The sequence below is a fragment of the Sphingomonas oligophenolica genome, assembly GCF_006438955.1.
GTDB lineage: Bacteria > Pseudomonadota > Alphaproteobacteria > Sphingomonadales > Sphingomonadaceae > Sphingomonas > Sphingomonas oligophenolica_A.
The window spans coordinates 19,322-43,132 of sequence record NZ_RCZK01000008.1 but is presented as its reverse complement, the minus strand read 5'-3'; the positions used below and the strand labels follow the sequence as shown (position 1 = coordinate 43,132).

Annotated in this window: 19 protein-coding genes; 9 read left to right on the top strand and 10 right to left on the bottom strand. The window is 65.5% G+C overall.

Annotated elements, in window-relative coordinates:
* Positions 1-41: 41 nt before the first annotated feature.
* The 3 genes from EAH84_RS10945 to acnA all read right to left on the bottom strand — a co-directional run bounded on the left by EAH84_RS10945 (position 42) and on the right by acnA (position 3,718).
* Positions 42-377: a GFA family protein gene (locus EAH84_RS10945; protein WP_140871879.1), complete on the bottom strand. Its 336-nt coding sequence runs from the start codon at positions 375-377 to the stop codon at positions 42-44.
* A 400-nt stretch (positions 378-777) separates the two neighbouring features.
* Complete coding sequence (locus EAH84_RS10940; protein WP_140871877.1) at positions 778-1,038, bottom strand: CBU_0592 family membrane protein; 261 nt, start codon at positions 1,036-1,038, stop codon at positions 778-780.
* 4 nt (positions 1,039-1,042) lie between these two features.
* Entirely contained in the window at positions 1,043-3,718 is a 2,676-nt protein-coding gene (gene acnA, locus EAH84_RS10935; RefSeq protein WP_140871875.1) for an aconitate hydratase AcnA, read from the bottom strand.
* Between the two features lie 217 nt (positions 3,719-3,935).
* Between acnA and EAH84_RS10930 the strand changes: the two genes are divergently transcribed.
* From EAH84_RS10930 to EAH84_RS10905, 6 genes are all read left to right on the top strand, one after another.
* Positions 3,936-4,481, top strand: coding sequence for a helix-turn-helix domain-containing protein (locus EAH84_RS10930; protein WP_161978378.1), 546 nt, complete (start codon positions 3,936-3,938; stop codon positions 4,479-4,481).
* A 40-nt stretch (positions 4,482-4,521) separates the two neighbouring features.
* Entirely contained in the window at positions 4,522-4,872 is a 351-nt protein-coding gene (locus EAH84_RS10925) for a hypothetical protein (protein WP_140871871.1), read from the top strand.
* Between the two features lie 45 nt (positions 4,873-4,917).
* On the top strand, positions 4,918-5,400 hold the full coding sequence (locus EAH84_RS10920) for a hypothetical protein (RefSeq protein ID WP_140871869.1): 483 nt from the start codon (positions 4,918-4,920) through the stop codon (positions 5,398-5,400).
* A gap of 41 nt (positions 5,401-5,441) precedes the next feature.
* Positions 5,442-8,615, top strand: coding sequence for a bifunctional cytochrome P450/NADPH--P450 reductase (locus tag EAH84_RS10915; protein WP_140871867.1), 3,174 nt, complete (start codon positions 5,442-5,444; stop codon positions 8,613-8,615).
* 85 nt (positions 8,616-8,700) lie between these two features.
* A complete protein-coding gene (locus tag EAH84_RS10910) occupies positions 8,701-10,194 on the top strand; it encodes a WS/DGAT/MGAT family O-acyltransferase (protein ID WP_140871865.1) in 1,494 nt (497 codons plus the stop codon).
* On the top strand, positions 10,194-10,637 hold the full coding sequence (locus EAH84_RS10905) for a phasin family protein (RefSeq protein ID WP_140871863.1): 444 nt from the start codon (positions 10,194-10,196) through the stop codon (positions 10,635-10,637). Before EAH84_RS10910 ends, EAH84_RS10905 begins: the two co-directional genes overlap by 1 nt.
* A 191-nt stretch (positions 10,638-10,828) precedes the next feature.
* On the opposite strand, the gene EAH84_RS10900 is transcribed toward EAH84_RS10905, so the two are convergent.
* From EAH84_RS10900 to EAH84_RS10870, 7 genes are read right to left on the bottom strand one after another with little or no spacing between them, the layout of a single operon-like run.
* Positions 10,829-11,635 carry an esterase/lipase family protein gene (locus EAH84_RS10900; RefSeq protein WP_194150389.1) on the bottom strand — a complete coding sequence of 269 codons (807 nt, stop codon included), beginning with the start codon at positions 11,633-11,635 and terminating at the stop codon, positions 10,829-10,831.
* 52 nt (positions 11,636-11,687) lie between these two features.
* Positions 11,688-12,221, bottom strand: a complete 534-nt coding sequence (locus EAH84_RS10895) for a GNAT family N-acetyltransferase (RefSeq protein WP_140871861.1) — start codon at positions 12,219-12,221, stop codon at positions 11,688-11,690.
* A gap of 16 nt (positions 12,222-12,237) precedes the next feature.
* The gene (locus EAH84_RS10890) at positions 12,238-13,302 is read right to left on the bottom strand and encodes an alpha/beta fold hydrolase (RefSeq protein ID WP_140871859.1); all 1,065 of its coding nucleotides are present in this window, start codon (positions 13,300-13,302) and stop codon (positions 12,238-12,240) included.
* Positions 13,303-13,315: 13 nt separating this feature from the next.
* On the bottom strand, positions 13,316-13,666 hold the full coding sequence (locus EAH84_RS10885; RefSeq protein ID WP_140871857.1) for a poly(R)-hydroxyalkanoic acid synthase subunit PhaE: 351 nt from the start codon (positions 13,664-13,666) through the stop codon (positions 13,316-13,318).
* 47 nt (positions 13,667-13,713) lie between these two features.
* A complete protein-coding gene (locus tag EAH84_RS10880) occupies positions 13,714-15,216 on the bottom strand; it encodes an efflux transporter outer membrane subunit (RefSeq protein ID WP_140871855.1) in 1,503 nt (500 codons plus the stop codon).
* Positions 15,216-18,476 carry an efflux RND transporter permease subunit gene (locus tag EAH84_RS10875; RefSeq protein WP_140871853.1) on the bottom strand — a complete coding sequence of 1,087 codons (3,261 nt, stop codon included), beginning with the start codon at positions 18,474-18,476 and terminating at the stop codon, positions 15,216-15,218. The genes EAH84_RS10880 and EAH84_RS10875 overlap by 1 nt, the downstream gene beginning before the upstream one ends.
* 7 nt (positions 18,477-18,483) lie before the next feature.
* The gene (locus tag EAH84_RS10870) at positions 18,484-19,677 is read right to left on the bottom strand and encodes an efflux RND transporter periplasmic adaptor subunit (RefSeq protein WP_241656562.1); all 1,194 of its coding nucleotides are present in this window, start codon (positions 19,675-19,677) and stop codon (positions 18,484-18,486) included.
* Between the two features lie 157 nt (positions 19,678-19,834).
* On the opposite strand from EAH84_RS10870, the gene rpiA reads away from it, so the two are divergent.
* From rpiA to tal, 3 genes are all read left to right on the top strand, one after another.
* Positions 19,835-20,521, top strand: a complete 687-nt coding sequence (gene rpiA / locus EAH84_RS10865; RefSeq protein WP_140871852.1) for a ribose-5-phosphate isomerase RpiA — start codon at positions 19,835-19,837, stop codon at positions 20,519-20,521.
* A 67-nt stretch (positions 20,522-20,588) separates the two neighbouring features.
* Complete coding sequence (tkt, locus tag EAH84_RS10860) at positions 20,589-22,682, top strand: transketolase (protein ID WP_140871850.1); 2,094 nt, start codon at positions 20,589-20,591, stop codon at positions 22,680-22,682.
* Positions 22,682-23,806 (top strand): transaldolase, encoded by a 1,125-nt coding sequence (gene tal / locus EAH84_RS10855; protein ID WP_140871848.1) that lies wholly within the window; start codon positions 22,682-22,684, stop codon positions 23,804-23,806. Before tkt ends, tal begins: the two co-directional genes overlap by 1 nt.
* Positions 23,807-23,811: the final 5 nt, after the last annotated feature.

The window sequence follows — 23,811 nt, the reverse complement described above, 5'->3', positions numbered from 1 at the left end:
TGAGGCATCCCGAATGGGGGGCGATGCGGTGAATCGCTGTCTTACCAGCTCGCGCCGTCGACGAACTTGCGGGGTAACGCTTCCCATAGCCTCGGATCAAACAGCCTGAGGTTGATGCCCATCCGGTCGTAGTCCGGGTCGATTGTGCTCCAATGAGTAATCACACCGCAGGTTGGGCAATGAAACAGAGCCAGCATCTTGTCACCGTGGACGTAGCCGATGCCTTCGCCGGTCACTGCGACGCAAGCGGGCGGGGCATAAGTCCACAACGCACCGGTGCGGCGGCAGATCGAGCAATTGCACTCACTGACTTCAATCGGATCGTCCTCGATTGTGACGGTCATCGCGCCGCAGTGGCAGCTTCCCTGGTGGCTCATGCCAGCACTTCCTTTACACGTTCGGAGAGTTCTGTGCCGCCGGACGACGACACATCAAATAACGCCCGCACGCTCGCTTCGCTGGGTTTGCTTTCGAACGATACATTGCGCCAAAGGAATGTCTACTTTTGGGTCGATCTCAGCCATTTCAGCTGCTGAAGACCGACCGCTAGCGGCCCATCCTCGCATCGACGCTGTCCTACATGACTGCATCATGGCATGGTCGCCGCGCTCTTTCTCAAGACGATCGGTGCGACCACTATACGCGCTCTTGCCAGCATCGAACCCCGCACGATGCTCCCCGGCGTGACCTTATGTGAACTTCCGCCGTCAGAACTGCGGTTTGGCGTGACCTTGTGTGAACTCTGGCAGCTGAGGGGCTGATAAAAGGCGAATCGCCCTACTGCGCCGACCGTCTCCGCACCGCGATACCTGCCAGCGCCGCAACCCCGATCGCGCACCACGCCGCATCGAGCGCGGCGACCGGCACCGCGCCGTGCGCCCAGCCGTTGAGCGTCAATCCCGCGGCGCCGACGACATTCATCCCCTGGAACATCGCCGACTTGCCCGACAGTCGCCCGGTCGTGACCAGCGCATAAGCGGCGAGGATCAGCGCGCCGCCGATCCAGCCGCCAAATTCTATCACGGGCGCCTCGATCATCGCGTCAGGCGGCGAGCTTGCGCAGGACGTATTGCAGGATTCCGCCGTTGAGGAAATATTCGAGCTCGTTGACGGTGTCGATCCGGCACCGCGTCATGAACCGCTCGCTCGCGCCGTCGGCACGGGTCAGCATCACCTCGACCTCCTGGCGCGGGCGGATGTCGGCGACGCCGCGGATCGTGAAGGTTTCCGAGCCATCGAGCTCGAGCGTCTGGCGCGTTACCCCTTCGGCGAACTGGAGCGGCAACACGCCCATGCCGACGAGGTTCGAGCGGTGGATGCGTTCGAAGCTTTCGGTGATCACCGCGCGGACGCCGAGCAGGTTGGTGCCCTTCGCCGCCCAGTCGCGGCTCGATCCGGTGCCATATTCCTTGCCCGCGATCACCACGAGCGGGGTGCCATCGGCCTTGAAGCGCATCGCCGCGTCGTAGATCGGCATGACCTCGCCTTCGTATTTGGTCATCCCGCCCTCGACGCCGGGGACCATCTCGTTCTTGATGCGGATGTTGGCGAAGGTGCCGCGCATCATCACGTCATGGTTGCCGCGGCGCGCGCCATAGCTGTTGAAATCGGCCTTCGCGACCTGATGCTCCTGCAGATAGGTGCCCGCGGGGCTGTCCGCCTTGATGCTGCCCGCGGGGCTGATGTGATCGGTGGTGATCGAATCGCCCAGCACCGCAAGGGGCTTGGCCTCGATGATGTCCTGCACCGGCGCGGGGGTCATCCCCATCCCATCGAAATAGGGCGGGTTGGCGACATAGGTGGAGCCTGCGCGCCAGCCGTAGGTGTCCGACCCGGTTACATCGATCCCGCGCCACTGCGCGTCGCCCGCATAGACGTTGCCGTAGCGGTTGCGGAACATGCCGTCGTCGATATTGGCTTCCATGAGCTCGCGGACTTCGTCGTTGGTCGGCCAGATGTCCTTCAGGAACACATCGCCGCCGTCGCTGTCCTGGCCCAGTGGGCTCTCGACCATGTCGGTGGTAACGGTGCCCTTGATCGCATAGGCGACGACCAGCGGGGGGGAAGCGAGGAAGTTGGCGCGGACATCCTGGCTGACGCGGCCTTCGAAGTTGCGGTTGCCCGACAGCACCGACGCGGCGACGAGGTCGTTTTCGTTGATCGCCGCCGAGATTGCGGGCGCGAGCGGCCCCGAATTGCCGATGCAGGTGGTGCAGCCGTAGCCGACGAGGTTGAACCCCAGATAGTTGAGGTCGTCGGTCAGGCCCGCCTTGTCGAGATAGTCGGTGACGACCTGGCTGCCCGGTGCAAGGCTGGTCTTGACCCACGGCTTCGACTGGAGACCGAGCGCGCGCGCCTTGCGCGCGACGAGCCCGGCGGCGACGAGCACGCTGGGGTTCGAGGTGTTGGTGCAACTGGTGATCGCGGCGATCACGACGTCGCCGTCGCCGATGTCGTGGTCGCGCCCCGACACCGCGACGCGGGTCGGCGCATCCTTCTTGTAGACGGTCCTGAGATCGCGGTTGAATTCGTCGTCGACGTGATCGAGCGTCACCTTGTCCTGCGGGCGCTTGGGACCCGCGAGGCTGGGGACGACACTGCCCATGTCGAGCTCGAGTGTATCGGTGAAGATCGGATCGGGCATGTCGTCGAACCGCCAGAAGCCATTCTCCTTCGCATAGGCCTCGACCAGCGCGATGGTGTCCGCGGGACGCGCGGTGAGCCGCATGTAATCGAGCGTGCGATCGTCGATCGGAAAGAAACCGCAGGTCGCGCCATATTCGGGGGCCATGTTGGCGATCGTCGCGCGATCGGCGAGACTCATGCTGCCGAGCCCGGGGCCGAAGAATTCGACGAACCGCCCGACGACGCCCTTGGCGCGGAGCATCTGCGTCACGGTCAGCACGAGATCGGTCGCGGTGATCCCCTCGCCGAGCTTGCCGATGAGCTTGAACCCGACGACCTCGGGGATCAGCATCGATACCGGCTGACCGAGCATCGCCGCCTCCGCCTCGATCCCGCCGACGCCCCAGCCGAGTACGCCCAGGCCGTTGATCATCGTGGTGTGGCTGTCGGTGCCGACCAGCGTATCGGGATAGGCGATCGTCGCCTCGCCCGTCGTCTCCTTCGACGACCACACCGCCTGGCCGATATATTCGAGATTCACCTGGTGGCAGATGCCGGTGCCAGGGGGCACGACCGAGAAATTGTCGAGCGCCTTCGATCCCCATTTGAGGAATTCGTAGCGCTCCATGTTGCGCTGATATTCCAGCTCGACATTGTCCTCGAACGCCTGCGGGGTGCCGAATTCATCGACCATCACCGAATGGTCGATGACGAGGTGGACGGGCACCTGCGGATTGATCTTTTCAGGATCGCCGCCCAGCTTGGTCATCGCATCGCGCATCGCGGCGAGATCGACGACGCAGGGCACCCCGGTGAAATCCTGCATCAGCACGCGAGCGGGGCGATACTGGATCTCGCGGTCGCTGCGGCGTTCCTGCTGCCAGTCGACAATCGCCTGGACGTCGGCCTCGGTCACGGTCACGCCGTCCTCGAAGCGCAGCATGTTTTCGAGCAGCACCTTCATCGAGAAGGGCAGGCGGCTGACGTCGCCATATTTCGCGGCCGCCTTGGCGAGGCTGTAATAATCATACGCCTTGCCGCCGACCGTCAGAGTCGAGCGGGTGTTCAGCGTGTCTTGGCCGATCGCGGTCATAAATATCCCTTCGATTGCACGCTTGCGGCGCTCGGGGAGGCGGGAAAGACCCGCGCGGGCGCGACGTCAAGCGCTGGAAAGTGCGAATGTCCTGCTGGCCTTAGCAAGCGGTGCCGAGCGGGGGAAGCATGGTCTCGTCCGATACAGCCGCCGCATCCGGGTGTCCTGCGACCCGTGCCGCTTGCTTTGTCGGCTAAGACACCGGAAACCAGGAACTGTGAGCGACCAAACCCGATTCGACCGGCTGACCAAGCGGCACCGGGAGTGCCTGACAGGCGTGCGCGCGCTGCAGGGCTCGAAGGAGATCGCTGACTATCTCGGAATCGAAAAATCCACCGTCGACAGCTATCTGACCGAGGCGGTTCGCGTCCTCGGAGCGAAGAATCGGCGTCATGCTGCGCTCCTGCTGGCCGAACACGACGAAGCCACTGGCATCGACGCCCCCGATGATGCCCCCCATAAAATGGGGGCCGATTCTGCACGGCTAGTCCCACCCACCGATTCGCTGCCATCCGATGTGTCGCTGGGCGAACAGGTCGTCGGTCAGTCGGATTATCGAGAGCAGGCACTGCGCCATCGTTTCTCGTCGATCGGACTGCCCTACCGGCGGAAGGGACAAGCGGATAACGATCTTTCGGTCGGCGATCGATTGATCTGGATACAGGCTATCGCAGTGGGCAGCGCCATCGGTTTCGGCATGCTTGCGATGGGTCTCCAGGTCATCACCACGCTGGTCGAAACCGTCACCCACCACCTGTCCTGACCATCATGCGGAAGGCACCCAACCGGGTGAAGAGGTGGATATGTCCAACATCGATGCACGGACGGCCAACGATGCCGTCGCGGAACTGCTGTGGCGCCTCGAGGCGCAACTCGACGATGCCCTTGCGACCGGTGGCGAACTCATCGCCTCGCTGCCTAGGGCGCGCCGCGCCTCTAACCTGCCCGCAATCGCCGGGCAGGCCGCATTCGACCATTTCAGCCAGACCCTTCTCGCGATCAGCGAGGCTCGCGGCCATGTCGTCGCTGGCCACCGCGTGGTCGAGAGGGTCGGCAAGCAGATCGGTTATGAAACCAGCTACGGCGACGAAACGCCGAAAGAGGGGTTCATGCCGACGGGTGCCGACGCCAGTCATCTGCGCGTCGCTGCCTAGCGGTCATGGCCTGGTCTCCTGGTCGCTCCTTTGGCAGGCCAGGCCATGACCCACATATACGTGTTCAACATCGCGTTGTTTGCAGCCTGTGGCTACGCGTTTTGGTGTGGAGGCTCACCCGAGCGACTCACCGCGGCCGTCTTCTTGATCGCAGCGGCCGCGAGCTATGCGCGGCCCGATGGGGCCCTTGATCGCGTTCAGTTGAGCCTGCTGGCGATCGATGTCGCGACGCTCGCCGGGCTGGTCGTGATCGCGTTGATGTCTAATCGTTTCTGGCCACTATACGTTAGCGCGCTTCAACTGCTCACGCTAGCGATCCACGGTGTCAAAGCCTATGAGCCCGACTTGCCGTATTGGATGTATGTCAGCGCCAATGGCAAGCTGGCCTATCCCACACTCATCCTGCTGACGATTGGCGTGTTGCGACATCGCGAACGCGTCGCTCGATCCGGCGTCGATCGCGCGTGGTCCTCTGCCATTTCGCGCAATTGCCTGCCAGAACACCGAGGGCTAACCCTTAAGTTGTGATCTCGCGCGCGCTGTGGTCAGGTGTGGGTGAGAGGAACTTCATGGCCGATCCCCCTGCCGCGCCGTCGATCCCGAGCCCCAAGGGGCTGCCAGTGGTTGGCCACCTCCACCAGATCGCGCGCGCCGGACTGATCGGGCATCTGCTGACGGTCAGCAAGGAGTTCCCGGCGGGCATTTTCAAGCTCAAGTTCGGCAGCCGGGTCGGGGTGTTCGTCACCGATCCCGATATCGTCGCCGAGCTGAGCGACGAAACCCGGTTCCGCAAGATGCCCGGCCCAGGGCTGCGCGTGGTGCGGAAATTCGCGGGCGACGGGCTGTTCACCGCGTTCAGCGATGAGCCCAATTGGGGCAAGGCGCACCGCATCCTGCTCCCCGCGTTCAGCCAGCGCGCGATGCGCGGCTATTTCGACATGATCGTCGAGGTCTGCGACCAGCTCGTGACCAAATGGACCAGGGCGGCGGGCACCGACGTGCTCGTCGCCGACGACATGACGCGGCTGACGCTCGATTCGATCGCGATCGCCGGGTTCGGCCACCGCTTCAATTCGTTCGAGCGGGACGAGCTCGACAGCTTCCTCCTCGCGCTCGGCCGCGCGCTCAGCGAATCGATGTCGATGATCACGCGGCTGCCGGTCCAGAACCGATTCGCGAAACGCTCGCAGCGCCAGTTCGACGCCGACATCGCGGAGATGAACGCGCTGGTCGACGGGATCATCGCCGATCGCCGCGTCCATCCCACCGAGGGGAAGGATCTGCTCAACCTGATGCTGACGGCGGTCGACCCGGAGACCAGCGAGCGGCTCGACGACATCAACATCCGATATCAGGTGCTGACCTTCCTGATCGCGGGGCATGAGACGACGTCGGGCATGCTGACCTTCGCGTTCAGCTACCTTCTCCGCAATCCCGCGATCCTCGCGCAAGCCTATGCCGAGGTCGATCGCGTCCTGCCCGGCGATATCCGCCCCGATTACGCGCAGGTCGCCAAGCTGGAGGTGATCGAGCGTATCCTCAAGGAAGCGCTGCGCCTCTGGCCGACCGCGCCGGCGTTCAGCCTGGCGCCGTTCGAGGATACCGAGGTCGCGGGATACGTCCTCAAAAAGGATCGTCCGGTCAACGTCTTCACCCCCGGCGTCCAGCGCAATCCCAAGGCCTGGGACGATCCCGAGAGTTTCGACATCGACCGCTGGCTTCCGGAGAACGAGGCGCGGCATCACCCGCACGCCTACAAACCCTTCGGCAACGGCGAGCGCGCATGCATCGGACGGCAGTTCGCGATGGTCGAGGCGAAGATCGCGATGGCGATGCTGCTGCGCGCGTTTTCGATCAGCGACCCGCATTCGTACAAATTGCGGATCAAGGAAACGCTGTCGATCAAGCCCGACGATTTCTTCATGCGGATCAAGCGGCGTTGGCCGCACGAACGCCTCCAGCTCGCCCACAGCGCGCCCACCGCAACCGAAACCGTCGCCAGTGTCGCGGGAACCGGCCAGCAATTCGCGGTGCTCTACGGCTCATCGCTCGGCACCGCGCGCGACATCGCGGAGGAGATCGCCGAGCGCGCACGGGTCGACGGGTTCGACGTCGTCGTCCGCTCGATGGACGACAGCTTCAAGGGTGGCGCGTTACCCGAGGACAAGGTCATCGTCCTCGTCACCGCCACCTATAACGGCCGCGCCCCCGATACCGCGATCGAGGTCGAACGCGCGCTCGACGCAGGACTGTTTGAGGGCGCGGACTGGTCGGGAGCGATGTTCGCGGTGCTCGGCATCGGCAATTCGCAATGGCCCAATTTCCAGGTCTTCCCCAAACGCGTCGACGCCGCGATCGAGGCCGCGGGCGCGACCCGCCTGATCCCGCGCGCGGAGGCGGACGGGCAGGGCGATTTCGACGGCGCGGTTGCCGCCTTCGTCCGCGACCTGTGGAAGGCACTCGGTAGCGACACCGCGCCAAGCGAGACGAGCGCATCGCTGACCCTCCAGCCGGTCGACACCGCCGCCACCCGCGCGGCAGCCTTGCCCGAACATGCGCAGCGGCTGACCATCCTTGCTAATGACGAAATGGTGCGCCCCGCGGACGGGCTGTGGGATTTTGCGACCGAAGCGCCGCGCCCGTCGACCCGTGCGATCCGGATCGCGCTGCCCGACGGGCAGATCTATCATACCGGCGATCACCTCGCGGTCTATGCGCGCAACCGCCCCGATCTGGTCGAACGCGCGCTCGCGCGGCTGGATGTCGACGGCGCGAACCAACTCCGCGTCGACGGGCAGGGCGGCCGCTTCAAGCACTTGCCGCTCGGCCAGACCGTCACCGCGCGGCAATTGCTCACCGATTTCGTCGAACTCTCCGATCCGATGCCGCGCCGCGCGCTGGGCGTGATCGCCGCGCAGACTCGCTGTCCGGATACCAAGGCAAAGCTTGGCGCGCTGGAGCCTGACTTCGACGCCGCCGTCGCCGCAAAACGGATGACGCTGCTCGACCTGCTTGCCGCGCACCCCGCCGCCGAGCTGTCGCTGGCGAGCCTCGTCGAACTGTCCGCACCGATCGCGCCGCGCTTCTATTCGATCGCTTCCTCGCCGCTCACCTCGCCGGATGCGGTCGACCTGATCGTCGGTACGTCGGCGGCCCCCGCCTGGTCGGGCCTGGGCGAACATCGCGGCTTCGCGTCGAGCTACATGGCCGATGTCGGCGCAGGCGATCAGCTGTTCGGCTATATTCGCCGCCCCAACCCACCGTTCGCACCCCCCGCCGATCCCGCGGTGCCGATGATCCTGATCGGCCCCGGCACTGGCTTCGCGCCGCTGCGGGGGTTTCTACAGGAGCGCACGGTGCAGGAAGGCGCGGCGACCAGCCTGTTGTTCTTCGGGTGCCGCCACCCCGATCACGACTGGTTCTGCCGCGCCGAGATGGAGCAATGGCAAGCGGACGGCACTGTCGACCTCCACCTCGCCTTTTCCGCGGTGCAATCGCATCCGTGGCCATACGTCCAGGACGCGCTCTGGGCCGAACAGGACAAGGTCTGGGCCGCGATCGAGGCGGGCGCGGCGATCTATCTGTGCGGCGACGGACGCTTCATGGCCCCCGCGGTGCGGGACACGCTGATCCGCATCCGGATGCAGCAGGCGGGCGGTGAACACGCCGCGGGCTCCGAATGGCTCGAAGCGATGATCGAGGACGGGCGGTTCCATCAGGATGTGTTCGGGTTCGGGAAATAACCCGCAGCTGACGGCTTGCCCGAACCCGCTGCCCGGTCCACCATTCGTGTCGTGAGCGCAACAAGCGCCGGCAACGGAGAGGGCCATGCAGCAACTGTCCGCGCAGGATGCGTCGTTCGTCTATCTGGAGACCCCGCATACCCCGATGCATATCGGGTCGGTCGGGATCTACGATCCGTCGACCGCGCCGGGCGGGTTCGTTCGGTTCAAGGACATCCTCGACTTTATCGGCCAGCGGTTGCAGGGCGCGCGGTCGTTCCGCCAGCGGCTGGTGCGGGTGCCGTTCGATCTCGATCATCCCTATTGGATCGAGGACCCCGAATTCGACATCGAATTCCACGTCCGCCACATCGCGCTGCCCAAGCCCGGCGACTGGCGGCAATTGTGCATCCAGGTCGCGCGGCTCCATGCGCGCCCGATGGACCTGTCGAAGCCGTTGTGGGAATTCACCGTCGTCGAGGGGCTCGACGAGATCGAGGGGTTACCGCCCGGCTGTTTCGCGCTGGTCAGCAAGGTCCACCACGCCGCGATCGACGGGATGAGCGGGGTCGAGATGTCCGCCGCGGTCCATGATCTCGATGCGAACATGACCCCGCCCGACCGCGCCGACGCGTGGGAACCCGAAAACATGCCGCGCGTCGCCGAACTGCTGTCGCGCAGCTACGTCAACAGCCTGATCCAGCCGATGCGGGTGATGGAAACGATCGGGCGGTCGCTGCCCGGCATGGCGAAGCTGACCGCGCAGGTTAGCAAAGGCGACGTGTCGATTCGCAACGCGCGGCCCGCGCCGAAGACGCGGTTCAATGGCAAGGTATCGGCGCACCGGGTTTGGGACGCGGTGCCGTTCAAGCTCGCGGATATTCGCGCCATCAAGAATGCGGTGCCCGACGCCACGGTGAACGACGTGATCCTGTCGATCGTCGGCGGCGCGCTCAGAACGTATCTGAAGGACAGGGACGAACTGCCCAAGGACACGCTGACCGCGATGGCCCCGATCAGCGTGCGCGGCGAAGGCGAGAAGGCCGCGCTCGGCAACTTGGTCTCGGCGATGGTTGTCGGATTGGGCACGCAGATCGAAGACCCGCTCGAACGGCTCCGCTTCGTCCATGACGAGGCGGTGAATTCGAAAGCGATGACCAACGCGGTCGGCGCGAAGACGCTCGCCGATTACAGCAAGCTGGTGCCGTCCGGGCTCGCGGGTTTGGCGGCGCGGCTCTACACCCGCGTCGGCGCGGCGAACGCGCACGCGCCGCTCTACAATTGCGTCGTCACCAATGTGCCAGGCAGCCGCGTCCCGATGTATTTCTGCGGTGCCAAGATGATCGGGATGTATGGGACCGGACCGGTGTTCGACGGGATGGGGCTGATCAACCCGGTCTACAGCTATGGCGACACGATCGCAGTGTCGTTCACCTGCGATCGCGACAAGATGCCCGATCCGGATCGCTATGCCGAGGCGCTGCGATCGTCGTTCGCCGCGTTGAAGAATGCGGCGGCTACGCCTGCGGCGGCACCTCGGGCGGAGAAGAACGACAACAAACCCGCGCGGAAACGCGTAAAACGCAAAGGAGCGACATGATGCCCGACACCAAGAAGAACATCGACGAGGCTGCTGCCAAGACCAAATCGGCGACCGACAAGACCGCAACCGCCGCCAAGGCCGCGACCGACAAGCTGCGCGCGGCCGGCGACAAGGCGCGCGCCGACTTCACCGCTCGCATCGTCGACCCCGCCAAGCGTGCGGGCGAGGCGGTGAAGTCGTCGGGCAAAAAGGTCGCCGAGGGCGGTTCGACGATCAGCGCACGGCTGATCGATCAAGCCGAAACCAACGCCAAACAGGCGTTTGCGGCGATGCGCGAGGCGGCCAGGGCGAACGACATCAGCGAGGTGATGCGGGTACAGGGCGACTATATGCGCAACCAGGCGCAACGCAGTGTGGAACAAGCGCGCGAGATCGGCGAGTTGATCGTCCAGTTCGGCAAGGAAGCGGTCACGCCGTTGAAGGGCGACGCCAAGAAGTGATGGGCCGTATCGAGTGGCGCGACGACGTGAAAGTTATCAGACCGTCCACCGTTCGCCCTGAGCCTGCCGGGTTCCCGTGAAAGTAATACTTTCACGGGGCCGTCGAAGGGCGGTGAGTCTCACCGTGCTTCGACAGGCTCAGCACGAACGGGTCTAGGTGCAATTATCTCGCTAGCCCTCGGCCGACACGTTCACGCGTGGCCCGCCGCGGGATACACCAGCGATTTGACGCCGTGGCGGTCGAACGGATGCCAGTCGTCCTCCGCCTGCGCGAGCCGGTCAGCGACGGCGTAGAGCACTGCCGGGTTGACGCCGAGCCCGATGTGGCTGCCGTGGACCTCGATATTGTCGGTCGCGGGGCCGGGTTGCTCCCTGCAGATCTGCCATGCGACGACGCCGTCCTCGCGCGAATAGATCGCGGTTGACGGGACCGGGGGCGGGCTCGCGGCTTCGGCGAGCTGGCTCTTGGCGTTGTCGCTTTCGATATGGTGGCCGGTGAGGAGTTCGTACGCGCGCCAGACGTTGGTCGCCTTGGGGCTCCCCGCGAAGGGCGAGCCGAGCGTGATGACCTGGCGCACCGCGTCGGGCGCGCGGCACGCGACGATCCGCGCCATGATCCCGCCGAGGCTCCAGCCGACCAGGCTGACCTTCTGGCCGGTGAGATCGTGGATCGCGCGCAGCCGCGCGACGAGTTTCTCGCCCTCGGCACCGATCGCCTTGGGGCCGAGGTTGCGACCGAGTTCCCAGGCGTGCGCGTCATAGCCCATTTTCTTGAGGTAACGGCGCAGAACCAAGGTCGACGTGTCGCTTGCGATGAAGCCGGGCAGGACGAGTACCGGATGCCCGTCGCCCCGCGGCGCGCTGGCCAGCACGGGCGCGGCGAACGGCAGCGATCCGAGTTCGGCGAGCGCGCGCGGCAGCTCAGTTAGCGCCAGGAGCGCCGAGGGCGCGCGGATCGCGTCATGGTCGTGCGGGATGGTCATAGCGGCTGACGCCATCGGGATTCCTTTTCAGCAATGGCGGCATCAATGCGCCGGTTCGCGTTAAAGTTCATTCCAGGCCGAACGCGCTGTGCCGCGCGGTGACGCGCGCGACGTCGTAGCTGAGGATCGCGATGTCGTGGGGTCGCCCGTCGCGCCCGCGCACCTGCTCCTTCAGCATCGCTTCGGCGCGGAAGCCCAGATTTTCGAACAGCGCGATCGATCCCTGCTGGTCGGTCGTCATCGCCGCGGTCAGCTTGGCGAGCCCGTGGACATCGGCGATCGCGAAAATTCCCTCGAGCAGATCGCGCCCCAGCCCCGCGCCGCGGCGTTCGCTGGCGACGAGCAGCCGCACCTCGCCGACATGCGCGCTCCAGCTGAGCGGATCACGGACGAGCGCGGCCGAGCCGACGATCGCGCCGTCCTCCTCGGCGAGCAGGCTGTCGATCCAGCCTTCGTCGATCGCGCCGAGCCACGCCTCGATCACCCGCGGGTGGCGCAGATCGCGGCCCAGGAACAGCAGGTCGTGTTCGGGCAGGTCCTTGGCGAAGGCGATCATCGCCTCGCGGTCGTCGGGCTGAAACCGGCGGATACGGTGGCTCATGCTATCCTTTCAGGATTCAGGTCGACCGAACGCTCAGCCATTGCGCAAGCTTGGGCCACATCCGGCGGACCGCGTTGGCCCCCGCGACCAGGCTGACATGGCCGCCCTTGAGCACCACCTCCTCCTTGTCGTCGGACCCGACCATGCTGAGCAGCGGCGCGGAGGCGGCGGTGGGGACGATATGGTCGTGTTCGGCGGCGACGTGGAGGAACGGCGCGGTGATATGCTTGAGATCGATTACGCGATCGCCAATGGTCATCGACCCGTCGAGCAGGCGGTTGTCCCACATCAGCTGCTTGACGGTCTCACGGAAATACTCCCCCGCTAGCGGCAGGATGTCGGTCGACCAGCGATCGAACATCCGGAAGGATTTGACGAATTCGTCGTCGTGCAGGTTGTCGATCAGCCGGACGTTGCCCGCGACGCGTGCGCCGGGGCGGAGCATGTCGAACGCTGTATAGAGATAGTCGCCGGGGCAGTTGCCGAAGGTGTCGACCAGCTTGTCGACATCGAAGAACCGCCGGTCGGCCCAGGATTGGAACATGTCCATCGCGCTGAAATCGACCGGGGTCGTGAAGGTGGCGAGGTTGGCGAGCGGCGTGGGGTGCAGCGCCGCCCACAGCAGTGACAGCACGCCGCCGAAGCAATAGCCGACGATGCTGACATCGGGCTCGCCGGTTTCCGCGGCAACGCGCGCGACCGCCTGGGGCAGGAAATCGAGGACGTAGCTGTCGATCGTCAGCCGCTTTTCGTCGGCGCGCGGCGCCTCCCAATCGAGCATGAAGACGTCGAACCCGGCGAGCAGCAGATATTCGACCATGCTCTGGCCGGGGATCATGTCGAAGATATAGCCGCGGTTGGTCGTCGCCATCACCAGCAGCACGGGGACGCGGTACACGTCGTCGACGCGCGCGCGATAGTGATAGAGCCGCATCGTGCCGCGGTCGATCAGCACATCCTTGGGGCTGGCACCGAGCTTTGGCCCAGAGGTCGCGAAATAGTCGAGCCCCTTCAGGTTACGCCGCATCGCGCGGTCGAACTCGGTCTGCGCGACCGCAAAGATGTCGGGGACGCTCGCCATCGTCAGCGGGGCGTCACGCCTTGCCCTCGGGCGGTGTGCGTTTGCGGGTTGGCTTGGACGAGCCGGGCGGGCGGGTCTTGCCCGCGCCGAGCAGCGCCTCGATCCGCGCCAGGCTGTCCTCGATCCCGCCGATCCGCGCGGACAGATTCTCGAACTCGGTTCGGCTCGGCATGTTGGCGGCGGCGAGCGAGCGTTCCATGAAGGTCTTCATCGCGGCCTGGGCGTTGGTCGTCGCCGCGCTGGCGCCGTGCATGGTTCGCGCCCATTCTTCCGACTTCAGCATGTCGCCGCCGACGCTGTTGGTCATCTTCTCCCATTCGCCGAGCATCGTCCGGAAGAGCGCGGCTGGATCGGTGGTCGTCATGCTGCGCAGCATCGGCGCGCGCACGCACGGCGTCAAGCGGGCGGCGATCAGCGCGCCGGCGGGGTCGCTGCGGTCACCGGCTCGGGGCCGTTGGCGGTCGGTTCGAGCAGTGAATCGCCGCCGAGCACCTGATACAGCGTCACTTTGTTGGTCGCAGCGACAAGTTGGGTCGCGATCAGCGTGCGCTGCGCGGTATAATAGGAACGCTGCGCGTCGAGGCTGGTGAGGAAGGTGTCGATCCCGCCGCGGTAGCGCGCGGTGGTGAGCGTCAGCGTGTCCTGCGCGGCAGCGGCGAAGTTCCGGTTGGCGCGGAGCTGGTCCGCGATCGTGCCCTGCCGTGCGAGCGCGTCGGCGGTTTCGCGGAACGCGGTCTGGATCGAGCGTTCGTAGGTCGCGAGCGCGGCGTCGCGCTGCGCCTGGGTGTAGCGGACGTTGGCGACGCCCGCGCCCGCGCGGAACAGCGGATAGCTGATCGACGGCGCTACCGAATAGTTGAACGCGCCCCCGGTGAAGAGCGACGACAACGCGGTCGATGCGAAGCCGAGGATGCCGGTCAGCGAAATCCGCGGGAACAGCGCCGCGCGCGCCGCGCCAATTTCCGCATTGGTCGCGCGGAGTTCATATTCGGACTGGACCACGTCGGGGCGGCGCAACAGGACAGAACTGTCGAGCCCCGCGGGCAGCGTCGCGATCGTCGGCAGCGCCTGGTCTATCGACACGGGCAGCAGCGCGGGGTCGACCGGCGCGCCGACCAGCAACTGGAGCGCGTTGACGTCCTGCGCCAGCGCGGTGCGTTGCTGCGCGAGATCGGCATTCGCGGTTTCGAGCACCTGCTGCGCCTGACGCAGGTCGGTGCGCGGGGCGATCCCGCCTTGAAGCCGGGCGTTGGTCAACCGGACGCTCTTTTCGGCGCTGACCGCCGTGTCCTCGGCCACCTTGAGCAGGCTCTGGTCCGCGGCATAGCTGACCCAGGCGTTCGCGATCCCGCCGACCAGCGTCAGCCGGGTCGCGCGCGCGGCCGCTTCGGTCTCGAAATAGCGATCGAGCGCCGCGCCGGTCATCGAACGAATCCGCCCGAACAGGTCGAGTTCGAACGCGGTAGTGCCGACATCGGCGGTGAAAACGCTGCGCGATCCCCCGGTCGAGACGATCGATCCGGTCGTGCCGGTGCCGCCCGTCCCCGTTCCACCGGTCGTGTTCGATCCGTTGCCGCCGCCCGAATAGCGATAGCTGCTGCTCGCATCGACCTGTGGCACGATGTCAGCGCGCTGAACGCTATATTGCGCGCGCGCGGCCTCGATGTTCGCCGCCGCGATGCGCAGGTCGCGGTTGTTGGCGAGCGCCTGGTCGATGATCGACTGGAGCCGCGCGTCCTTGAACACGTCGCGATAGGTGATCGCCGGCAATGTTGCTTCCGACTGGCGGAGGTACGCGTCGCCGACCGGCCATGAGGGCGGCACCGGCAGCGCGGGCTCGACATATGGTGGCGCGAGCGAACAGCCCGCAAGCGCGGTGCCGGCGACGAGCGACAGGAACGGATAGCGGCGCATCAGGCGGGCTCCGGCGCGGATGAATCGGCAAGCGTGGGCGGCATCGGCGGTGCGGGTGGCCGGTTCTCGTCCGCTGGATGATAGCCGGTCGGACGCCCGCGTACCTTGGCGATGCCGTCGCGGATGCCGCGGCGGACCATCACGAAGAAGAACGGGATATAGAACACCGCGAAGATCGTCGCGGTCAGCATCCCGCCGACCACCGCGGTGCCGATCGCGATCCGGCTGTTGGCGCCTGCACCGGTCGACACCGCGAGCGGCATCACGCCAAAAATGAACGCGAAGCTGGTCATCAGGATCGGGCGCAACCGGATCCGCGCGGCTTCCAGCGCGGCGTCGATGACGCGCGCACCCTTGCGCTCGGCCTGTTCGGCGAATTCGATCATCAGGATCGCGTTCTTCGACGCCAGCCCCATCGTCGTCAGCAGCCCGATCTGGAGATAGACGTCGTTGGTCAGCCCGCGCAGCGTCACGAACACGATCGCACCGACCAGTCCCAGCGGAATGATCAGCAGCACCGCGACCGGGATCGACCAGCTTTCGTAGAGCGCGGCGAGGCACAGGAACACGACGAGGATCGACAGGCCGTAGAGGAGCGGTGCCTGTCCCGAGGACAGCCGCTCCTGGAAGGTCAGCCCCGAATAGGCAACGCTGGTGCCCGGAATCTTCGATGCGAGCGCGGTCATCGCCGCGATCGCATCGCCCGAACTCTTTCCCGGCGCGGCGGAGCCCTGGAATTCGTAGCTCTGGATGCCGTTGAAGCGCGACAGCAGGACGGGGGCGACTTCCCAGCTCGTCTTCGCAAACGAGGAGAACGGCGCCATCTGCCCGCTTGAACCGCGCACATACCATTGATCGAGGTCGGACGGTTCGGACCGATAGGGCGCATCGCCCTGGACATAGACGCGCTTCACCCGGCCGCGGTCGGTGAAATCGTTGACATATTGCCCGCCCCACGCGGTCGACAGCGTCGAATTGACCGCCTGCTGGTTGAGCCCGAGCACCGCGAGTTTTTCGGGGTCGACATCGACGTGCACGGTTGGGACGTCGGGCAGTTCGGACAGCCGCACCCCGGCCATTGCCGGGTCCTTCATCGCTTCTGCGAGCAGCATGTCGCGCGCCGCCTGGAACTGCGCGAGCGGCATACCGCTGGTGTTCTGCAGTTCGATCGTGAACCCGTTCGACTGGCCGAGGCCGCGCACCGCGGGCGGCACCAGCGCATAGACCCGCGCATCGCGGATGTTGGCGAACGCGCCCGATGCGCGCTGGGTGATCGCGTCGGCGGTGTTCTCCTTGCCCTGGCGGTTCGACCAGTCGTTCATCGCGATGAAGCCGAGCCCGGTATTCTGACCACCCGGCGCGCCCCCGCCGCCGATGCCGCTGACCGAGAACATCGTCTTCACATTGTCGGCTTCCTTGGTCAGGAAATAATGTTCGACCTGTTGCTGGACCTGCGCGGTGCGATTCTGGGTCGCGCCGGGGGGCAGCTGGAACTGGACGATCGCGATGCCCTGATCCTCGGTCGGCAGGAAGCCGGTTGGCAGCCGCACGAACAGGATCGCGAGCAATGCGACGATGCCTAGATAGATCAGCCCGAACAGCCATTTACGGTCGACGACGGTACGCACCCCCCGCGCGTATTTCTCGACCCCCGCGTCGAACATGTCGTTGAATTTGGTCGCGGCGGACGAAAACCATCCTGCGACCCGCGGTAACCGGCGCTCTAGCCACGTCCCTTCCCTCGCCTCCTTCGATTTCTGTTTCAGCAGCGTCGCCGTCAGCGCGGGCGACAGGATCAGCGCGACCAGCACCGACAGCACCATCGCCGAGATGATCGTCAGCGCGAACTGGCGATAGATCACCCCGGTCGATCCGCCGAAAAACGCCATCGGCAGGAACACCGCCGACAGGACGAGCGCGATCGCGATCAGCGCGACCGTGATCTCGTCCATCGATTGGATCGTGGCCTCGCGCGGCGTCATCTCCGGATTTTCATCCATCAGCCGTTCGACGTTCTCGACCACGACGATCGCGTCATCGACCAGCAACCCGATCGCGAGCACCAGCCCGAACAACGTCAACGTGTTGATCGAAAACCCTGCGAAGTAGAAAATTCCAAAGGTGCCGAGCAGCACGACGGGCACCGCGATCGTCGGGATCAGCGTCGCGCGCCAGCTTTGCAGGAACACGAACATCACGATGACGACGAGGATCACTGCCTCGATCAGCGTCTTGACGACCTCGTCGATCGACAGCTTGATGAACGCGGTCGAATCATTGGCATACGAGATCTTGTACCCGGCGGGCAGGCCCGCGGTCTGCTCGCTGACGAACTGCTTGACCAGCTCGGCAGTCTTGAGCGCGTCGGCGCCCGGCGCCAGCAGCACCGCGATGCCCGCGCCTGGATGCCCGTTGACCCGGCTGCGCGCGGCATAGCTTTCGGCGCCGAGTTCGACGCGCGCAACATCCTTCATCCGAACGGTGGCGCCGCTGTTCTGCGTCTTGAGGATGATGTTGGCGAATTGTTCGGGGGTCTGGAGCCGCGATTGCGCGGTGACAGTAGCGTTAAGATACTGGCTGGGCGGCGACGGTTGCCCGCCGATTTCGCCCGCCGCGACCTCGGTATTCTGGTTCTGGATCGCAGTGATGACGTCGCTCGGCATGAGCTGGAAACTGGCGAGCCGCTGCGGATCGAGCCAGATCCGCATCGCATATTGCGCGCCGAACACGTTGGTATCGCCGACCCCCTTGATCCGCCCGAGCGGGTCCTGGAAATTCGAGACCAGATAGTCCGACACATCCTGGTTGGTCGATTTGTCGGTCGCGTCATAGACCCCGATCACCAGCAGGAAATCGGGGTTCGATTTGCGGACCTGGAGCCCCTGTTGCTGGACCTGCTGTGGCAACCGGGGCAGCGCTTGCTGAACCTGGTTCTGGACTTGGACCTGCGCGATGTCGGGGTTGGTGCCCTTGGCGAAGGTGACGCTGATCGACACCGATCCGCGCGACGAGGACGACGAGCTGAAATACAGCAACCCGTCGATCCCGGTCAGCTGCTGCTCGATCACCTGGGTCACGCTGTTCTGGAGCGTTTCGGCGTTGGCGCCGGGATAGTTGGCGCGGATCGACACCTGCGGCGGCGCGACATCGGGATATTGCGCGATCGGCAGCGACATGATCGCGCCGACGCCGCCCAGCATGACGATGATCGCGAGCACCCACGCAAAGATGGGGCGATCGATGAAGATCCGGCTCAGCATGGGGGCGTCAGCCGGCCTTGCCCGCAGCCTGCGGTGGCTGGATGCGCTCGGGCGTATCGGCGGCGACCGGTTTGATCGGCTGGCCCTGCTGGAGCTTGGACAGGCCCTGGGTGATCACCTTTTCGCCAGGAACGAGGCCCTCGGTCACGACCCAATAGCCGCCCTGCGCGCGATCGGCCTTGACCGTCTTCTGGATCGCCTTGTTGCCCGGCCCGACGACGATGACCGTCGCATTGCCCTTGGGATCGCGGCTGACCGCCTGCTGCGGCACCAGAATCGCGCGTCGATTGATCGATTGCGCAAGGTGCGCGCGGACGAACATCCCCGGCAGCAGCAGCCCTTCTGGGTTGGGGAAGCGCGCGCGCAGCGTCACCGTCCCGGTCTGGGGATCGACGATTGCTTCAGAGAATTCGAGCGTGCCGGTGTAGCCATAATCGCTGCCGTCCTCGAGCGTCAGCCGGACCTTGGCGGTGGCGGGGACGGTGCCCCCCTGCGCTAGACTGCGGCGCAGCGCGAGGATGTCGGCAGAGGATTGCTGGATGTCGACGAACATCGGGTCGAGCCGCTGGATCTGCGCCAGCGGCTCGGTCTGGCTCGCGGAGACCAGCGCGCCGACGGTGAAGAGCGAGCGTCCAATCCGCCCGCTGATCGGCGCGGGGACAGTGGTGAAGCTGAGCGTGACCCGCGCGCTGTCGAGCGCCGCCTTGGTCTGGCCGACCGAGGCCTGTGCCTGTCGCGCCTGCGCGACCGAATTGGTGTAATCCTGTTTCGACACCGCCTCGATATCGGCGAGCGGCTTGTAGCGTTGCGCCTGGATCCGTGTCGCTTCGGCGTTCGCTTGCGCGCTGGCCAGATTCGCCTGCGCCTGGTTCAGCGCCGCGCGATACGGGCGCGGATCGATTTCGTAGAGCTTCTGGCCCTGCTTGACGAGCCCGCCTTCGGTAAAGAAGCGGCGGCGGATGATGCCGTTCACCTGCGGACGGACGTCGGAGCTTTCGAACGCGGCGGTGCGGCCCGACAATTCAGTGACGACCGCGGCATCGGTCGCCGCGACGGTGACATAGCCGACCGTCGGTGGCCCCATGTCGCCCTTGCCTTTGCCCTTGGCGTCGGAACCGCCGCCGCACCCGGCCAGCGCCACTGCGCTGGCGACCGCGACGAAGGCAACGGCGCGCCGCCGGCTCGACGGAATAGCTACCACTGGACTTACCTGCTGCTGTTGGTCCGAACGAACGCCCGGTCGAGGCGCTCAATGCACGACCCCGGCGCCAGTTGCGCGCTGCGCCGAAAATTGTGCATCTGCGAGCGGCCTTGCAACAACCCCCGCGACAAATCTAGACCGAATGGTAAAGAAATACATGGCTGACCTAAATTTCGATGCCGACAAGCGGGCCGCCGCGATCGCCGCGGTGGCGGAGGTACGCGCCGACATGCTGGTTGGACTGGGGACCGGAACGACCGCAGCGTTCGCGATCCGCGCGCTCGGCGAACGGGTCGCGGCGGGCTTGGCGATCCGGGCGGTCGCGACGTCGCAGAACAGCGCAGCGCTGGCGCGCGAGTGCGGGATCGCGGTCATCGACTTCGCCGACGTGGCGCACGTCGACCTGACGATCGACGGCGCGGACGCGATCGATCCGCACTGCCGCGCGATCAAGGGCGCGGGCGGCGCGATGCTGCGCGAAAAGGTGGTCGCGACGGCATCGCGGCGGATGATCGTGATCGCCGATGGGTCGAAACAGGTCCAGACGCTCGGCACCGCGCGGGTCCCGGTCGAGGTGCTTCCCTTCGCGCGATCATCGGTGCTCGCGGTACTGGGCGAAAGCGCGACCCTGCGGATGGGGACGGACGGACTCTATCGCACCGATAGCGGCAACCTGATCGCGGATTGCCGGTTCGACCTGTCGGACCTCGAAGCGACCGCGCGATGGCTCGAATCGATCCCCGGCGTTCTCGGGCATGGCCTATTTCTGGACGAGGTCGATGCCGCCTATATCGCGACCGCTGGCGTCGTTACGCGACTGGAACGGGACGCCGCATCGCGGTAGGGGCGACAAACTTGGCAACCGGATCGGACGCGGGACGTTCGACCTGTGAATGAGCGAGGCCCTTTCCATGTCCGATACCACCACCGCCGACCCCATCACGGCGGACCCGCACCTGCACGAAGACGGCAGCCTGTCGCGGTTGACGATCGATACGATCCGCACGCTGTCGATGGACGCGGTGCAGAAAGCGAACTCTGGCCACCCGGGGACGCCGATGGCGCTCGCCCCGGTCGGTTACACCTTGTGGTCGCAATTCCTTCGCTACGATCCGTCGACGCCCGACTGGCCCAATCGCGACCGGTTCGTGCTGTCGGTGGGCCATGCGTCGATGCTGCTCTATTCGCTGATCCACCTCGCAGGGATCGAGGAAATCGATGCCGAGGGCCACAAGACGGGCAACGAGGCGGTCAGCCTGACCGACATCGAACAATTCCGCCAATTGAATTCGAAGACGCCCGGCCACCCCGAATATCGCCACACCACCGGGGTCGAGACGACCACCGGGCCGTTGGGACAGGGCTGCGGCAATTCGGTCGGCATGGCGATCGCCGAGCGCTGGCTTGCGGCGCGCTATAACAAGGATGAGTTCGCGCTGTTCGACCATGATGTCTACGCACTGTGCGGTGACGGCGACATGATGGAGGGTGTGTCCGCCGAGGCCGCGAGCCTGGCCGGGCATTTGAAACTGAGCAACCTGTGCTGGATCTACGACAGCAACCACATTTCGATCGAGGGGGGCACCGACCTCGCGTTCGACGAGGACACCGGGCTGCGCTTCGCGGCCTATGGCTGGAACGTCATCCATATCGACGACGCCAACGACACCGCCGCGCTCGCCAAGGCGATCGAGACGTTCCAGGCGACCGACGACCGACCGACCTTCATCGTGGTCCATTCGGTGATCGGCTATGGCAGCCCCAAGGCGGGCAGCGAAAAGGCGCATGGCGAGCCGCTCGGCGAGGAGAATATCCGCATCACCAAGCGCGCCTATGGTTGGCCCGAGGACAAGAGCTTCTACGTTCCCGACGGCGTGGCCGCGCATTTCCACGATGCGATCGCGGATCGCGGTGGCGCGCTCCGCGACGAGTGGGAGGCGAATTTCGCTAAGTATAAGACCGCACATCCGGACTTGGGCACCGAACTCGACCTGATGCTGGCCGACAAGCTGCCCGACGGCTGGGATGCCGACATCCCGGTCTTTCCCGCCGACCCAAAGGGGCTCGCGAGCCGCGATTCGGGGGGCAAGGTGTTGAACGCGATCGTCGGCAAGGTGCCGTGGCTGATCGGCGGTTCCGCCGACCTTGCGCCCTCGACCAAGACCGACATCAAGGGTGCAGCCTCGTTCGAGCCGACCAATTACGGCGGGACCAATTTCCACTTCGGCGTGCGCGAACATGGCATGGGCGCGGTGGTGAACGGCATGGCGCTCAGCCACCTCAAATCCTACGGCTCCACCTTCTTCGTGTTCCTCGATTACATGCGCCCGCCGGTACGGCTGTCGGCGATCATGGAACTGGGCGCGGTGTGGGTGTTCACGCATGATTCGATCGGGGTCGGCGAGGATGGCCCGACCCACCAGCCGATCGAACAGCTCGCGATCATGCGGTCGACGCCGGGAATCGATACCTTCCGCCCTGGCGACGCCAACGAGGTCGCCTATGCATGGCGCGCCGCGATGGAGAATAGCGGCACGCCGACCGCGCTCGTACTGTCGCGCCAGGCGCTGCCGACGCTCGATCGCGACAAATATGCGAGCGCCGAGGGCGTGCTGAAGGGCGGCTATGTGCTCGCCGACAGCGATGGTACCCCCGACGTGATCCTGATCGCGACGGGCAGCGAGGTAAGCCTCGCGGTCGAGGCGCACGAGAAGCTGGCCGCCGACGGCGTGAAGAGCCGGGTCGTGTCGTTGCCGAGCTGGCATCGCTACGAACTCCAGTCCGATGCATATAAGGAAAGCGTTCTCCCGAAGGCGGTCAGCGCACGGCTCGCGATCGAGATGGCGGGCGAACTCGGCTGGGACCGCTATGTCGGGCTGCAGGGCAAGACGATCACTATGTCGACCTACGGCGCGTCGGCCCCGCTCGCCAAGCTTGCCGACAAGTTCGGCTTCACGGTCGACAACGTCTTCGCGACCGCCACATCGATGCTGGAGAACAAGTGATGGGTAAGCTCAACGATCTCGCCGCGCAGGGGCAGGCGGTGTGGCTCGACTTCGTCGACCGCAAGTTCCTGGCCGACGGCGGCTTGCAGAAACTCGTCGACGAGGACGGGCTGACCGGGGTGACCTCCAACCCGTCGATCTTCGAAAAGGCGATGGGGCATGGCGACGCCTATGACGCCGCACTCGCCGAATTCGACCAGGCGAACCCCGGTGCCTCGACGATGGCACGGTACGAACATCTCGCGATCCAGGATATCCAGACCGCCGCCGATACGCTGCGCCCGGTCTATGACAAGCTCGACGCCAAGGACGGCTATGTCAGCCTCGAAGTGTCGCCCTATCTCGCCAACGATACCGATGCCACCATCGCCGAGGCGGCGAAGCTGTGGGCGGCGGTCGATCGACCCAACCTGATGATCAAGATCCCCGGCACCATGGCTGGCGTGCCCGCGATCGCCGCGACGATCGATGCGGGGATCAATGTCAACGTCACGCTGCTGTTCGCGGTCGAGGCGTACAAGGCGGTCGCGATGGCCTATGTCGCGGGGCTCGAGAAGCGCGCGGCCCGCGGTGAGCCGATCGATCGGATCGCCAGCGTCGCGAGCTTCTTCGTCAGCCGGATCGACGGCAAGATCGACGACAAGATCACCGAGTTCAAGAAGCGCAGCGCCGATGAGGCCGATGCGCTCGATGCGTTGCGCGGCAAGGTTGCGATCGCCAACGCCAAGGTCGCCTATGCCTGGTATGAGGATTTCGCGAAGTCGGATCGGTGGCAGGCGCTCGCGGCCAAGGGCGCGATGCCGCAGCGGCTGTTGTGGGCGTCGACCAGCACCAAGGATCCGAGCTATCCCGACACGCTCTACGTCGACACGCTGATCGGCAAGGACACGGTCAACACGATCCCGCCCAAGACGATGGACGCCTTTCGCGATCACGGCACCCCTGCCGAGACCTTGACCAAGGATGTCGATGCCGCGCGGCACGTGCTGTCTGAAGCCGAGCGGCTTGGCCTCGATCTGGGCGGCGTCACCGATATGTTGGTGGTCGAGGGCGTGGCATCGTTCGGCAAGTCGTTCGACGACCTGCTCGGCGCGATCGCGGCCAAGCACCCGGCGACCGCGTAACCGAC

What these genes read in the sequence shown, in the direction of transcription:
- EAH84_RS10945 (WP_140871879.1), bottom strand. Translation starts at nt 377, where the DNA reads ATGAGCCACCAGGGAAGCTGCCACTGCGGCGCGATGACCGTCACAATC.
- EAH84_RS10940 (WP_140871877.1), bottom strand. Translation starts at nt 1,038, where the DNA reads ATGATCGAGGCGCCCGTGATAGAATTTGGCGGCTGGATCGGCGGCGCG.
- acnA (WP_140871875.1), bottom strand. Translation starts at nt 3,718, where the DNA reads ATGACCGCGATCGGCCAAGACACGCTGAACACCCGCTCGACTCTGACG.
- EAH84_RS10925 (WP_140871871.1), top strand. Translation starts at nt 4,522, where the DNA reads ATGTCCAACATCGATGCACGGACGGCCAACGATGCCGTCGCGGAACTG.
- EAH84_RS10920 (WP_140871869.1), top strand. Translation starts at nt 4,918, where the DNA reads ATGACCCACATATACGTGTTCAACATCGCGTTGTTTGCAGCCTGTGGC.
- EAH84_RS10915 (WP_140871867.1), top strand. Translation starts at nt 5,442, where the DNA reads ATGGCCGATCCCCCTGCCGCGCCGTCGATCCCGAGCCCCAAGGGGCTG.
- EAH84_RS10910 (WP_140871865.1), top strand. Translation starts at nt 8,701, where the DNA reads ATGCAGCAACTGTCCGCGCAGGATGCGTCGTTCGTCTATCTGGAGACC.
- EAH84_RS10905 (WP_140871863.1), top strand. Translation starts at nt 10,194, where the DNA reads ATGCCCGACACCAAGAAGAACATCGACGAGGCTGCTGCCAAGACCAAA.
- EAH84_RS10900 (WP_194150389.1), bottom strand. Translation starts at nt 11,635, where the DNA reads ATGGCGTCAGCCGCTATGACCATCCCGCACGACCATGACGCGATCCGC.
- EAH84_RS10895 (WP_140871861.1), bottom strand. Translation starts at nt 12,221, where the DNA reads ATGAGCCACCGTATCCGCCGGTTTCAGCCCGACGACCGCGAGGCGATG.
- EAH84_RS10890 (WP_140871859.1), bottom strand. Translation starts at nt 13,302, where the DNA reads ATGGCGAGCGTCCCCGACATCTTTGCGGTCGCGCAGACCGAGTTCGAC.
- EAH84_RS10885 (WP_140871857.1), bottom strand. Translation starts at nt 13,666, where the DNA reads ATGACGACCACCGATCCAGCCGCGCTCTTCCGGACGATGCTCGGCGAA.
- EAH84_RS10880 (WP_140871855.1), bottom strand. Translation starts at nt 15,216, where the DNA reads ATGCGCCGCTATCCGTTCCTGTCGCTCGTCGCCGGCACCGCGCTTGCG.
- EAH84_RS10875 (WP_140871853.1), bottom strand. Translation starts at nt 18,476, where the DNA reads ATGCTGAGCCGGATCTTCATCGATCGCCCCATCTTTGCGTGGGTGCTC.
- rpiA (WP_140871852.1), top strand. Translation starts at nt 19,835, where the DNA reads ATGGCTGACCTAAATTTCGATGCCGACAAGCGGGCCGCCGCGATCGCC.
- tkt (WP_140871850.1), top strand. Translation starts at nt 20,589, where the DNA reads ATGTCCGATACCACCACCGCCGACCCCATCACGGCGGACCCGCACCTG.
- tal (WP_140871848.1), top strand. Translation starts at nt 22,682, where the DNA reads ATGGGTAAGCTCAACGATCTCGCCGCGCAGGGGCAGGCGGTGTGGCTC.